This is a genomic window from Hymenobacter mellowenesis, from assembly GCF_030581005.1.
Classification (GTDB): Bacteria; Bacteroidota; Bacteroidia; order Cytophagales; family Hymenobacteraceae; genus Hymenobacter; species Hymenobacter mellowenesis.
Map to the genome: position 1 here is coordinate 1 of NZ_JAUQSX010000015.1, position 13,058 is coordinate 13,058.

Annotated in this window: 11 protein-coding genes and 1 pseudogene; 9 read left to right on the forward strand and 3 right to left on the reverse strand. The window is 61.2% G+C overall.

Going from position 1 to position 13,058, the window contains the following annotated elements; genetic code table 11:
• From Q5H92_RS22565 to Q5H92_RS22575, 3 genes are all read left to right on the forward strand, one after another.
• Positions 1 to 3,161, forward strand: a 3,161-nt coding sequence (locus tag Q5H92_RS22565) for a class I SAM-dependent DNA methyltransferase (protein WP_305013831.1), incomplete at its 5' end; no start/stop codon positions are given.
• Between the two features lie 66 nt (positions 3,162 to 3,227).
• Positions 3,228 to 4,049, forward strand: a complete 822-nt coding sequence (locus tag Q5H92_RS22570) for a helix-turn-helix domain-containing protein (RefSeq protein ID WP_305013832.1) — start codon at positions 3,228 to 3,230, stop codon at positions 4,047 to 4,049.
• A gap of 105 nt (positions 4,050 to 4,154) precedes the next feature.
• Entirely contained in the window at positions 4,155 to 4,610 is a 456-nt protein-coding gene (locus Q5H92_RS22575) for a hypothetical protein (RefSeq protein ID WP_305013833.1), read from the forward strand.
• A gap of 9 nt (positions 4,611 to 4,619) precedes the next feature.
• On the opposite strand, the gene Q5H92_RS22580 is transcribed toward Q5H92_RS22575, so the two are convergent.
• On the reverse strand, positions 4,620 to 5,039 hold the full coding sequence (locus tag Q5H92_RS22580; protein WP_305013834.1) for a secondary thiamine-phosphate synthase enzyme YjbQ: 420 nt from the start codon (positions 5,037 to 5,039) through the stop codon (positions 4,620 to 4,622).
• 139 nt (positions 5,040 to 5,178) lie between these two features.
• Here Q5H92_RS22580 and Q5H92_RS22585 point away from each other — a divergent pair, with 139 nt between their 5' ends.
• The 3 genes from Q5H92_RS22585 to Q5H92_RS22595 all read left to right on the forward strand — a co-directional run bounded on the left by Q5H92_RS22585 (position 5,179) and on the right by Q5H92_RS22595 (position 6,514).
• Positions 5,179 to 5,622: an Xre family toxin-antitoxin system antitoxin gene (locus Q5H92_RS22585; protein WP_305013835.1), complete on the forward strand. Its 444-nt coding sequence runs from the start codon at positions 5,179 to 5,181 to the stop codon at positions 5,620 to 5,622.
• A gap of 160 nt (positions 5,623 to 5,782) precedes the next feature.
• A complete protein-coding gene (locus tag Q5H92_RS22590) occupies positions 5,783 to 6,241 on the forward strand; it encodes an RES family NAD+ phosphorylase (protein ID WP_305013836.1) in 459 nt (152 codons plus the stop codon).
• A 42-nt stretch (positions 6,242 to 6,283) separates the two neighbouring features.
• Positions 6,284 to 6,514 carry a hypothetical protein gene (locus Q5H92_RS22595; RefSeq protein WP_305013837.1) on the forward strand — a complete coding sequence of 77 codons (231 nt, stop codon included), beginning with the start codon at positions 6,284 to 6,286 and terminating at the stop codon, positions 6,512 to 6,514.
• A 63-nt stretch (positions 6,515 to 6,577) separates the two neighbouring features.
• On the opposite strand, the gene accC is transcribed toward Q5H92_RS22595, so the two are convergent.
• Positions 6,578 to 8,089, reverse strand: a complete 1,512-nt coding sequence (gene accC, locus Q5H92_RS22600; protein ID WP_305013838.1) for an acetyl-CoA carboxylase biotin carboxylase subunit — start codon at positions 8,087 to 8,089, stop codon at positions 6,578 to 6,580.
• A 365-nt stretch (positions 8,090 to 8,454) separates the two neighbouring features.
• On the opposite strand from accC, the gene Q5H92_RS22605 reads away from it, so the two are divergent.
• On the forward strand, positions 8,455 to 9,702 hold the full coding sequence (locus Q5H92_RS22605; RefSeq protein WP_305013839.1) for an aminotransferase class I/II-fold pyridoxal phosphate-dependent enzyme: 1,248 nt from the start codon (positions 8,455 to 8,457) through the stop codon (positions 9,700 to 9,702).
• A gap of 252 nt (positions 9,703 to 9,954) precedes the next feature.
• Positions 9,955 to 10,125, forward strand: a pseudogene (locus Q5H92_RS26740) (BF3379 family histone-like protein); the annotation flags it as partial.
• A 367-nt stretch (positions 10,126 to 10,492) separates the two neighbouring features.
• On the opposite strand, the gene tyrS reads toward Q5H92_RS26740, so the two are convergent.
• Entirely contained in the window at positions 10,493 to 11,803 is a 1,311-nt protein-coding gene (tyrS, locus tag Q5H92_RS22615; protein WP_305013841.1) for a tyrosine--tRNA ligase, read from the reverse strand.
• 161 nt (positions 11,804 to 11,964) lie between these two features.
• Here tyrS and holA point away from each other — a divergent pair, with 161 nt between their 5' ends.
• Entirely contained in the window at positions 11,965 to 13,026 is a 1,062-nt protein-coding gene (gene holA, locus Q5H92_RS22620) for a DNA polymerase III subunit delta (protein ID WP_305013842.1), read from the forward strand.
• Positions 13,027 to 13,058 lie beyond the last annotated feature (32 nt).

Consider the following 13,058-nt stretch of genomic DNA (forward strand, 5'->3'; position numbering starts at 1 on the left):
CTCGGACCTCGGACCTCGGACCTCGGACCTCGGACCTCGGACCTCGGACCTCGGACCTCGGACCTCGGACCTCGGACCTCGGACGGGCAGAACTGGGCCTAAGCCCCGAAAAGCGCCGGCGCGGCCACGCTGTGCGCGGCACGGTGAAGTGGGGGCAGATGATGGAGGCCGCCCGCGAACAGGCCTTACGCTACGTGCGCGCCCTGCCGGCGAGTGAGCCCCGGCCGCCATTCATCGTGGTGGTGGACGTGGGGCACTGCCTCGACCTCTACGCCAACTTTGCCGGGGTGGGCGACAGCTACGTGCCCTTTCCCGATTCCAATAGTTTCCGGGTGATGCTGCCGGCGCTGGCCGATGCCCCGCAGCGCGAGCGACTCCGGCTGCTTTTCACCGACCCGCAGCAGCTCGACCAGAGCCGCCGGGCTGCCCTTGTTACGCGCCAGCTGGCCCGGCACCTGGCCGGCCTCAGCAGCCAGTTGGAGCGCGCCGGCCACGCCCCCGACGTGGTGGCGCAGTTCCTGATGCGCTGCCTGTTCACGATGTTTGCCGAGGACGTGGAGCTGATTCCGAAAAACTCGTTTTCGGACATGCTGCGCGAACACGCCAACGACCAGCGCCTCGCTCAGCTGCCCAAGGCGCTGGAGAACCTGTGGGCCGTGATGGACACTGGCGGCTACGCGCCCACGCTCTACGCCGACGTGCGCCGGTTCAATGGCAAGCTTTTCCACCACGCCACGGCGCTGCCCCTGAACGCCGACCAGCTCGAACTGCTCCGCGAAGCCGCCAAGGCCGACTGGACCCAAGTGGAACCCGCCATCTTCGGCACCCTGCTCGAACGCGCCCTCGACCCCCGCGAGCGCCACAGCCTGGGCGCGCACTACACCCCGCGCCGCTACGTGGAGCGCCTCGTGCTTCCCACCGTGATGGAGCCGCTGCGCCGCGAGTGGGCCGCCGCCCAGGCCGCCAGCGCCCAGCGCCTCGAAACCGGCAAGGGCAAAAAGGCCGTGGCCGAAGCCCGCGCCGAGCTGCTGCGCTTCCTGCACCGCCTCACCAGCGTGCGCATCCTGGACCCGGCCTGCGGCTCCGGCAATTTCCTATACGTGACCCTGGAGCACCTCAAGCGCCTGGAAGGGGAGGTGCTCGCCGCCCTGGCCCAGCTGGGCCAGTCGGGCCGCCTGGAGCTGGGCGACGGCATCACCGTGGGCCCGCGCCAGCTGCTGGGCCTGGAGCTGAACCCCCGCGCCGCCGCCATCGCCGACGTGGTGCTGCGCATCGGCTACCTGCAGTGGCACCTGCGCACCTACGGCCTCACCCAGCTGCGCGAGCCCCTGCTCGACGACTACCAGAACATCCGCCAGCAGGACGCCGTGCTCGCCGCCGACGGCCCCGACTACCGTAACCCGCGCCCCGCGCCGTGGCCCGAGGCCGAGTTCATCGTAGGCAACCCGCCGTTTTTGGGCGACAAAGCCATGCGCGGTTCGTTGGGAGATGTTTACGTGGAGGCGCTGCGCAAAGCATACAAAGGACAAGTGCCTGAATCGGCCGACTTGGTTATGTATTGGTGGGAAAAGGCCGCTGAAATCGTGCGACAGGGCAAAGCTGAGGCCTTCGGCTTTATCACGACGAATTCCATTGTCCAAACCTTTAACCGGCGCATCATTCAGCGTCACTTGGAAGCTGAGCCGCCGCTGTCTCTAACCTTCGCCATTGCTGACCATCCTTGGGTAGATAGTGCCCAAGGCGCTGCAGTCCGCATTGCGCTGAGTGTGGCAAGAGCGGGCAAACTGACTGGTAAAACAGGTGAGTTGCTTCGCGAAACAGCCACCAGCGACGATGATGCCCATGACGTTGAACTGAGTGAGCGCGAAGGCATCATCAATGCCGACTTCACGATTGGGGCTGACCTGAACAGCGCCACGAGTTTGCAAGCCAATAAAGACCTCGCTAATGTTGGTATGGGCCTATACGGCGGCGGTTTTCTGATTACTCCAGATGAAGCCCCACGATTGGGACTAGGCATTCGTCCTAGACTTGACAACTATATCAAACCATACCTGAATGGCCGTGATTTATCGCAGAAGTCGCGTGGGCTCTTGGTAATCGATTTATTTGGCTTGCAGCCAGCAGAAATTATTGACCGCTACCCCGAAGTTTATCAGCACATTTTCGAGCGGGTGAAGCCTGAGCGAGATAAAAACAACCGCGAATCCTACCGCAAAAAGTGGTGGATTTTTGGTGAGCCACGGGCAAATTTTCGCCCAGCAATGCCAGGACTTAAAAAGTATATCGTTACAACACAAACTGCCAAGCATCGCATTTTCAGCTTCGTTGACGGCAATACTATTTGTGATTCTAAGCTTGTTGTATTTGCATTGGAAGATGCGTATTGGCTTGGGATACTCTCAAGCCAAATGCATCAAGTATGGGCATTCGCTACTGGTGGATGGTTGGGTGTAGGCAACGACTCAGTATACAGCCATACGAGTTGCTTCTTGAAATTTCCATTCCCCGACGCCACGCCTGCCCAGCAAGCCCGCATCCGCGAGCTGGCCGAAGCCCTCGATGCCCACCGTAAGCGCCAGCAGGCCCTGCACCCCAGCCTCACCCTCACCGACCTCTACAACGTGGTGGAGAAGCTGCGCGCCGGCCAGCCCCTCACCGCCAAGGAGCAGGCCACCCACGAGCACGGCCTGGCCGCCGTCGTCCTCAGCCTGCACCAGCAGCTCGACGCCGCCGTGGCCGCCGCCTACCACTGGCCCGCCGACCTGCCCGCGCCCGACCTGCTCACCCGCCTCGTGCAGCTCAACCACCAGCGCCAGCAGGAAGAAGCCGCCGGCACCATCCGCTACCTGCGCCCCGCCTACCAGGCAAAATCAGTGAGCAGTGAACAGTTAACAATGAACAGTAGCCTGCCAAACGCTGCCAAATTGCTCACTGATAACTATTCACTGTCAACTGCCATTCCCTGGCCCCCCGAGCTCTACCAGCAAATGCAGCTCGTGCGCGGCGTCATCGTCGATTCACCCACACCCCTGGGCAGTGCGCAGGTGGCGGCCCGCTTCCAGCGCGGCAGCGTGAAGAAAATCCAGCCCCTGCTCGATACCCTGGCCGCCATGTTCCTGGTGCGGCAGGTGGAAGGGGAGCGGGCGTATGCGGGGTAAGGGCTGCTGCGTAGCTTGTGATAGGAAAGCACGAGTGCTTTTCGCCTTCCACCTTAATCAGTGGCCATGAAGCCCGTGTATTTCCCCGTCCACCCGGCCCTCCAGGCTTTTGTGAGCCACATCATGGTGGTCGACGTCCGGCTTGATGGTCCGGCCTACAGCCGGCTGGCCCCGTTTCCGCCCACGCCCCAAAATTGCCTCAATTTCTATCCCGGCGATGTGACCCGCAGCCGGCAGGGGCAGCACGCCTTTCACGACCTGCCGGCCTGCACCATCGTGGGCCCCCAAACCACCAAAGTTGATTTGGCGATGGGCCCGCGGCACCGGTTCGTGTCGGTGGCCTTCCAGCCCGGCGGGCTGTTTCGACTGCTGCGCCTGCCCCTGCACGAGCTGCGCGATGCACCCCTCAACGGCGCCGACCTGCTGGGGCCGGAACTGCGCGAAGTCAGCGAAAAGCTCCAGGCCGCCACTCAGCCCCAGGCCCTAAAAAACATCGTGGAAGCCTACCTGCTGCGCAAAATGAGCCCGGCGGCCACCAGCCCATTCGAGCGGGCCATCAAATTATTACTCAGCGGCAATCCTGCCTACGCCATCGATGACATCGCGGCGCTGGCCTGCCTCAGCAACCGCCAATTCGAGCGCAAATCCCACGACGTGCTGGGTTATTCGCCCAAGTTCTTCGCCCGCCTGGTGCGCTTCTCCAAAGCCTACCGCCTGAAAGTAAACCAGCCCCAGGCCAGCTGGACCACCATCAGCCACCGCAGCGGCTACTACGACCAGATGCACCTCATCCGGGACTTTAAAGCCTTCACCGCCACCACGCCCAAGCTTTTGGCGCTGGAAATGCTGAATTCCCCGCTGAAAATACAGGCCGGCCCGCGCCTCTAATGGCCCGACAGGCCCCGCCGGCCGCCCCCAGCGAAGGATGTCGTTTTCATACTATTTTCTGGCTTCCACGCCCGGTACTTTTGGCCCAACACCAGTACGGTATCCATGAAAGCAACGCTAGCAACGACCCTTTTACTGCTTATTACCACCCGTGCCTTTGCCCAGATGGACACGGTGAGCTACGCCAAAGAGCGCCGGGAAATAAAAACCCTGCTTCACAGCCCCGGTGCCGCCAACGGCCCCGCCACCTGCAACGATATTGTCATGGTGGGTGCCAAAGGCGACATTTCCTTCTCCGCCCAGGAGCACAAAGCCGTGCAGACCAAGGAAAAGCTGGTTTTCAAGTCCGTGAAGCCCGTGCCCGGCACCGAAATCATCCGCATCTACGGCGGCACCTCGGCCGTCGTCAACTGGCTGGCCGATGTGCAGTTGAACGTCGACGGGCGCGACATCGCCCTCAAAGTGCGCCGGCTGGAAGTTTACGTTAAAAAAGCCGCCGGCTGGTGCCGGGTGGCCGGCCAGGGGACCGAAGTCGATGAGAAGATGTTCCCCATCCGGTAGGCCGCTCCCTCACTCGCCCATCAGCGTGATGACCAACGAGCGCCGGCCGCCGTGGTCGCGGTGCTCGCCCAGGTAAATGCCCTGCCAGGTGCCCAGTGCCAGCCGTCCGTTCGCGACCGGGATACTGACGCTGCTGCCCAGCAGCGCCGCTTTTAGGTGGGCCGGCATGTCGTCGGGGCCCTCGGAGTTGTGGCGGAAGTAGGGGGCATTCTCGGGTGCCAGGCGATTAAAAAACTGCTCGAAATCATGCCGCACCGTGGGGTCGGCGTTTTCATTGATGCACAGGCTGGCCGAGGTGTGCTGAATGAACACATGCAGCAGGCCGGCCCGCACCCGCGCCAACTCAGGCAGTTCCTGCAGCACGTACTCGGTGATGAGGTGGAAGCCCCGGCGCATGGCCGGCAGCCGCAGCTGTTTCTGAAAAACCATTGGTCGGGCAAGGATAATATGGGAGTCATACGGCCGGCCGGTGCGAGGGTAGGTGTCGACCGCTGAAACCAAAGGAAATATTTCCCCGTTGTCAGGGAAATATTTCCCATCTTTGGGTAAGAACTCATTTCGCATCCCCATGACCGCCCTCGCCACTCCGCCCGCCGCCGTGTACTCGCCCGCCCTGCGGGGCCTGCAAGCCACCGTGGCCGATTCTTTCGCCCTCGTGATGGAAGCCCGCACCGGCGTGCCGGCCAAAATCGCCTTCGACGTGGCCGCTCTCCTCAAGCTCAGCGCCGACGAGCTGGCCGACCTCCTGCACACCACCACCAAAACCCTGCGCGCCTACCGCGAAGGCAAAAAGCGCCTTGGCCCCGCCGCCAGCGAGCAAATCCTCAAACTATTGGCCCTCGCCCGCCAGGGCGAAGAGGTCTTCGGCGCCCTGCCCGCCTTCCGCCGCTGGCTCGACAAGCCCGCCTACGGCCTCGACAACCAGCCCCCGCTAGCCCTGCTCGAAACCAGCGGCGGCATCGACCTAGTGGCCGACGAAGTCGACCGCATCGCCCACGGCGACTTTGCATAGGCTCAATTAGCAGGCCGTCATGCTGAGCGCAGTCGAAGCATCTCTACCGCGCAAGTAATTTTTCCGATTGGATTAGGTTGCGCGGTAGAGATGCTTCGACTGCGCTCAGCATGACGGCCCTTTTTGTCATTAGCTCCTTAGACTGCTCAACCCGCCCCCAGTGGAAATCTACCGCATCTGCCTGGCCAAATACGCAGGCGAGCTTGTCGCCTCCGGCAATCCCGGCCGCTGGAACCTGCGCGGCCAGCTGGTCATCTACGCTGCCGGCAGCCGCGCCTTGGCTTGCCTCGAAAACGTGGTGCACCGCAGCGGCGAAGGCCTCAACAGCCTCTTCAAAGTCGTCCGAATCGACGTGCCCGACGCCCTATCCGTCGAAGAGCTAACGCTGGACCAAATGCCGCCCGAGTGGCAGCTGCCGCGCCACTACGCCCGTTGCCAGCCCCTGGGCGCTGCCTGGTACCAGCGCCAAACGGCGGCCGTTCTGCGCGTCCCGTCCTCCATCATCGCCCACGAGCACAACTACGTACTCAACACCCGCCACCCGGATTTCGCGCAGATTCGCATTGCGGGCTGGGAGGATTTTGAGTTCGACCCGCGAATTAAGCAGGATGAACCTTAGCCGTTGCGCTCAAAAAGTCTCAGTCTTTTCAACAGGTAGGGAATGAATTTACAAACCTTGGAAGAAGCATTAATAGCGGGAAGCTTTCGCGGTTGGTACCTAAACGGCGGCTTGTTGAGCGAGACTTACACCATCGGTAAAACCGCTCAAGGCTGGGAGGTTTATTACAGCGAAAGGGACCAGAAGTCTAGTCGGAAAGATTTTGCCAGCGAATCCGAAGCGTGTCAATACTTTTTGAATACCATCAGTAGCGACAACTCAACGAAGATTTAAGTATTTATAACACCAGAAAGCCCAGCTGTCACAACCGGGCTTTCTGGTGTTATAAATGAAGGCCTACCGCACGCCCAGCCGGTTCCGCCGCCACCCAGATACCTCCGCGCCACCAGTTTCGCCAGTTGTGGCAGCTGCTTTGGGTTTCTTGGTTTCCAGCAGCAGGGCGCCCAGCGCGGCGGCTACTTTGGCCGTGGCCTCGTCCGGCGCGGCGGGGGCGAGGGTGGTGGGCGTGAAATGGTCTTTGATGAAATTGGTGTCGAAGTCGCCGCTCACGAAGGCGGGGTGCGTCAGCACGTAGCGGCCGAAGCCCAGCGTGGTTTCGATGCCCGTGATTTGATACTCCTCGATGGCGCGCAGCATGCGGGCGATGGCCTCGGCGCGGTCGGCCCCGAAGGTGACCAGCTTGGCAATCATCGGGTCGTAGTAAATCGGAATGTCCATACCCTGCTCGAAGCCGTCGTCGACGCGCACGCCGGGGCCTTGGGGGCGCACGTAAGTGGTCAGGGTGCCGATGTCGGGCAGGAAGTTGTTCTGCGGGTCTTCGGCGTACACGCGCAGCTCCAGGGCGTGGCCGGTGATGGTCAGGTCCTCCTGCGCGAAGGCGAGGGGTTCGCCCTGGGCCACTTTGATTTGCTCCTTTACCAGGTCGAGGCCGGTGATTTGCTCCGTCACGGGGTGCTCCACCTGCAGGCGGGTATTCATCTCCAGAAAGTAAAAATTGCGCTTATCATCCAGCAGGAATTCCACGGTGCCGGCGCCGGTATATTCGCAGGCGCGGGCCACGTCCACGGCGCACTGGCCCATGCGGGCGCGCAGCTCGGGCGTGAGCACCGATGAGGGCGCTTCCTCAATCACCTTCTGGTGGCGGCGCTGAATGCTGCACTCGCGCTCAAACAAATGCACGATGTTACCGTGCTCGTCGCCCAGCACCTGGATTTCGATATGGCGCGGACCGGTCACGAACTTCTCAATAAACACCGCGCCGTCGCCAAATGCCGACACGGCTTCATTAATGGCCAGTTGCATCTGCTCCTCAAACTCGTCGGCATTATTAACAATCCGCATCCCCTTGCCGCCGCCACCGGCCGAGGCTTTAATGAGGATAGGGAAGCCAACTTCCTGCGCAATCAGCTTGGCCGCGGGCACGTCGGAAATGGCTTCGGCCGTGCCGGGCACCAGGGGGATATTATAGGCCTGCACCGCCTGCTTGGCCGAGAGCTTGTCGCCCATGATTTCCATCGCCTCGGGGCTCGGCCCCACGAAAATCAGGCCCGCCTCACGCACGGCGCGGGCAAAGCCGGCATTCTCCGAGAGGAAGCCGTAGCCGGGGTGAATGGCATCGACGCCTAGCTGCTTGCAGACTTCCAGAATCTTGTCGCCGCGCAGGTAGCTGTCTTTCGAAGCGGGCGGGCCCACGCACACGGCCTCGTCGGCGTAGCGGACGTGCAGGGCGTGGCGGTCGGCCTCGGAGTAGATGGCCACGGTGGCAATGCCCATTTCCTTGGCCGAGCGCAGCACGCGCAGGGCAATTTCGCCCCGGTTGGCGACGAGCAGCTTGGTGATTTTTTTCATGTGGGTGGGAGGGGAGAACGGGGAAAAGCCTTTGGGTTTAATCGAACGTCATGCTGAGCGCAGTCGAAGCATCTTTACCGCGGTAGTAATTCAATCGACAGAATTAGTTGCGCGGTAAAGATGCTTCGCTGCGCTCTGCATGGCGTTCCGTTTACTCTGATTTGCTCGAATGGCCCGCAAAGAAACTGCGAAACCCGGGCCTAACCCCAAACCCCGCAGCCATTACCCGGTTGTTAAGCCCAAATTATGTACATCCGCAACGCGGGGTTACCTTTGTGGTTAGCCCCGTTTTAGGAGTGCGAAGCCAATTCGCACTCCTAAAACGACAGTTTTCCTGCCTTTTCTCACCCTATTTCCGTTTTTCAGTGGATATTTTTGACCGGGTTTCGGCCAACCGCGGGCCTTTGGGCTCGCATTCAAGCTACGCGCACGGCTACTTCGCCTTCCCCAAGCTGGAAGGTGAAATCAAGCCCCGCATGATTTTCCGGGGCAAAGAAGTGCTCACCTGGAGTTTGAATAACTACCTCGGCCTGGCCAACCACCCCGAGGTGCGCAAGGCCGACGCCGACGGTGCGGCCGAGTATGGCATGGCCCTGCCCATGGGCGCGCGCATGATGAGCGGCAACTCGACCCTGCACGAGCAGCTGGAAGACGAACTGGCCGAGATGGTGATGAAGCCCAGCGCCACGCTGCTCAACTTCGGCTACCAGGGCGTGGTGTCCATCATCGACGCCATGGTGAACCGCCACGACGTGATTGTGTACGACGCCGAGTCGCACGCCTGCATCATCGACGGGGTGCGCCTGCACGCCGGCAAGCGCTTTGTGTACACCCACAACAACATGGCCAGCCTCGAAAAGCAGCTGGAGCGCGCCAAGCGCCTGACCGACGAAACCGGCGGCGGCATCTTTGTCATCACCGAAGGCGTGTTCGGCATGTCGGGCAACCAGGGCGACCTGCGCGGCGTGGTGGCGCTGAAGGAAAAATACAGCTTCCGCCTGTTCGTCGACGATGCTCATGGTTTTGGCACGATGGGGGCCACCGGGGCCGGAACGGGCGAAGAACAGGGCGTACAGGACGGTATCGACCTTTATTTTTCGACCTTTGCTAAGAGCATGGCCAGCATCGGCGCGTTCGTGGCCGGGCCCGAAAGCGTAATTGACTATTTGCGTTACAACATGCGCAGCCAGATTTTCGCCAAATCGCTGCCCATGCCCCTGGTGGTGGGCGCGCTAAAGCGGTTGGAGTTGCTGCGCACCCAGCCGCAGCTCAAGGAAAACCTCTGGACGATTGTGCGGGCCATGCAGAGCGGCCTGCGCGAAAAAGGCTTCAACCTGGGCACCACCACCTCGTGCGTAACGCCCGTGCTGCTGGAGGGCGACATCCCCGACGCTACCCAAATAACGCTGGATTTGCGTGAAAATCACGGTATTTTCTGCTCCATCGTGGTGTATCCGGTGGTGCCCAAGGGCGTGATTATGCTGCGCATCATCCCCACGGCGGCCCACACGCTGGAAGACGTGGAGGAAACGATTGTGGCGTTTACCGCCGTGGCCGAGAAGCTCAAAAAGGGCCTCTACAGCCGTACGACTGCGATTCCGGAGGCGGTGTAAAAACACCTCGCCAAGTGCCGACGCGGGCTGCCTGAGAAGGTGGCCCGCGTTTTTGTTTTTGGACTATTCCAAGAGGGCGGCCGTTTGCTCGTTTTGTGCAAAGGGCCTTTTTATTGGCGAAATCGGCCTCTGAAAGCCGGAGAGGGGTTTTTAAAAAAAAGTGAAAAACTTGCTTGCATTTGAAATCCCTGTATATTAGGGCCGGCTTAACACCACCACAAACTCATTTTTCACCCCCAATCCCAACTTCCAATGAACAATTTTGGTAAACTGAAGGACCTCGTGATGTCGCTCGAAGACGATTTCTCGAAATTCTACGACAAGCAGAACGCTGCTGCCGGCACCCGCGTGCGCAAAGGCATGCAGGAGCTGAAGACGATGGCCCAGGCGTTCCGCACCGAAGTGCAGAACACCAAAAACGCTGGTGCTGCCACGGCTGCTCCCGCTGCTAAAAAAGCCGCTCCGGCTGCTAAAAAGGCTGCTCCAGCCAAAGCTGCTCCGGCCGCTAAGAAGCCCGCTGCTAAGAAGTAATTCCGACCACGGATTCGCGCGGATTCTTCGGATTTCGCGGATTTCGTAGACGAATGAAAAAAGCCCTACCGATTGGTGGGGCTTTTTTTGTGTGGTTGAACGTCATGCAGCGCGCGGCGAGGCATCTCGCGTGCGTGCCGACACTAACCTAATCTTTAGGCTTCCCTCTCTTTTGGAGAGGGGTCGGGGGTGGGGTTTCCCGCGTCGGACGGCGCGAGCGATATGCTGCGCTGCGCGCTGCATGACGTTCAATGGCACATTACACCAATTCCACGAGGAAGTAGTTCTTCTTGCCTTTCTGCACCACCAAATACTTGTCGGCCAGATGCTGCAAATCGGCCACCGACGCATCGGGCGAGGCTACTTTTTCGCGGTTAATGCTCACGCCGCCAGATTGAATCAACCTGCGGGCTTCGCCTTTGGATGGGAAGATTTTGTTCTCAGTAAAGTCGCTGAGGAAGGTGGCAGCGTCCAGGTCGGCCAGTCCGGTGCGGGGCACGCGCAGGTGCGGTACGCCGGCGAATACGTCGAGCAGCGTGGAGGCATCGAGCGAGGCGAGGTCGCCGCCGCCGAAGAGGACTTGCGAGGCAGCAATGGCCGCTTCGGTGGCTTCAGCGGAATGCACGCGGGTGGTGACGTCTGCGGCCAAGGCCTTTTGCAGGGTGCGTAGATGCGGGGCGGCGGCGTGCTCGGCTTCAATGGCCTCGATTTCCTCCTTGCTCAACAGCGTGAACACGCGGATGAGGCGCGGGGCGTCGGCATCGGCTGAGTTGAGGAAGAACTGGTAGAACTGGTAGGGCGAAGTCAGGGCCGGGTCGAGCCAGACGGTGCCGGTTTCAGACTTGCCGTACTTGGTGCCGTCGGCCTTGGTGATGAGCTGGCCGGTGAGGGCGTAGGCTTTAGCTTCGGTGCCCTCGGCATTGGCCAGGCGGCGGATGAGCTCGGTGCCGGTCGTGATGTTGCCCCACTGGTCGGAGGCGCCCATTTGCAGGGTGCAGCCGAGTGTTTTGTGGAGGTGCACGAAGTCATAGCCCTGCAGCAGCTGGTAGCTGAACTCTGTGTAGCTGATGCCGTCGGTGCCGCTGTCCTCGTTGCCACTGATGCGGCGCTTCACCGAATCCTTGGCCATCATATAATTCACCGTGAGGTGCTTGCCCACTTCGCGCAGGAAGCCCAGGAAGCCGATTTCCTTGAACCAGTCGTAGTTGTTTACGACCAGCGCGCCGGTGGGGCCTGCCGAGAAGTCCAGAAACTTCTCCAACTGGGCCTGGATGCCGGCCTGGTTATGGCGCAGGGTAGCTTCGTCGAGCAGGTTGCGCTCGGCCGATTTGCCGCTGGGGTCGCCAATCATGCCGGTGGCGCCGCCCACCAGGGCCACGGGGCGGTGGCCGGCGCGCTGCAGGTGCACCAGCAGCATGATGGTGGCCAGGTTGCCGATGTGCAGCGAGGCGGCCGTGGGGTCGAAGCCGATGTAGCCGGTGATGGGCGCGTTGGTGGCCAGGTGTTCGGCGGTGCCGGGCATGGCGTCGTGGTACATGCCGCGCCAGGTTAGTTCTTCAATCAGGGACATGGGGTCTTGGGGACTAGGGGACTTGGTTTTTGCTCGTCTGGGAACATCGAACGGCTAAACCACGTCGGTAATAAAGAGCGGCAAAGGTAGGGGCGGGCATAGGCAGGCGCTAATTTTGCGCCGGGGTAGCAAATCCAAGTCCCCAAGTTCTCAAGACCACCATGCCCCAATTAGAAGCCGACGCGATACTCAAGCAGCTGCAGCAGCGGCAGTTTCAGCCCGTGTATTTTTTGCAGGGCGAGGAGCCGTACTACATCGACGTGGTGGCTGATTTGATTGAGAAAACCGCGCTGGCTGAGCACGAGCGCAGTTTCAACCAGGTGGTGGTGTACGGCAAGGATGTGGACGTGACGGCTATTCTGGGCCAGGCCAAGCGGTTTCCGATGATGGCCGAGCGTTCGGTCGTCATCGTGAAAGAGGCCCAGACTGTGGCCGACCTGGAGCAGGAGCGGAGCTGGCCTTTCCTGGAGGCCTACCTTAAAAACCCGCTGCCCAGTACTGTTCTGGTGTTTTGCTACAAGCACAAAACGCTGGACTCGCGCAAGAAGCTGGGCAAGCTGCTGGCCGGCAAAGACTCGCCCGCTGTGCTCATGACCAGCAAGAAGCTCTACGAAAACCAGGTGCCGCAGTGGCTCACGGCCAACGTGCGGGCGCGCAACCTGCAGATTACCGGGCAGGCCACCGCCATGCTGGCCGAGTACATCGGGGCCGACCTGGGCCGGCTGGCGAATGAAGTGGATAAGCTGGCGCTCAACCTGAAGCCCAACCAACCCATCGACGAGGAGCTGGTGCAGCGCATGGTGGGCATCAGCAAGGACTACAACATTTTCGAGCTGCAAAAGGCGCTGGTGCAGCGCGACGTGCTCAAGGCCAACCGCATTCTGGCCTACTTCGCCGCCAACCCCAAGGCCAACCCGCTCATTCCGAACCTGACGCTGCTGTTCAACTTTTTCACGCGGTTGCTCGTGCTGCACCAGGCCGGCCCCAACCCGCCCGATGGCGTGTTCAAGAGCCTGGGCATTATGAACAGCTTCGCCCAGAAGGAGTATCAGCAGGCCCTGCGCGTGTTTCCGCCCGAGCGGGTGGTGGGCCTCATCCACAGCATCCGGCGGGCCGACGCGCAGAGCAAGGGCATCGAAAGCGGCTCGATGGACGACGCTGAGATTCTGCGGGAGCTGGTGTGGCTGATTCTGCACAACGTGCCCGCCGGGGTGCTGGCGTAACGCGCCCGGCGTGGGCGCCGTAGAAGTCAGAT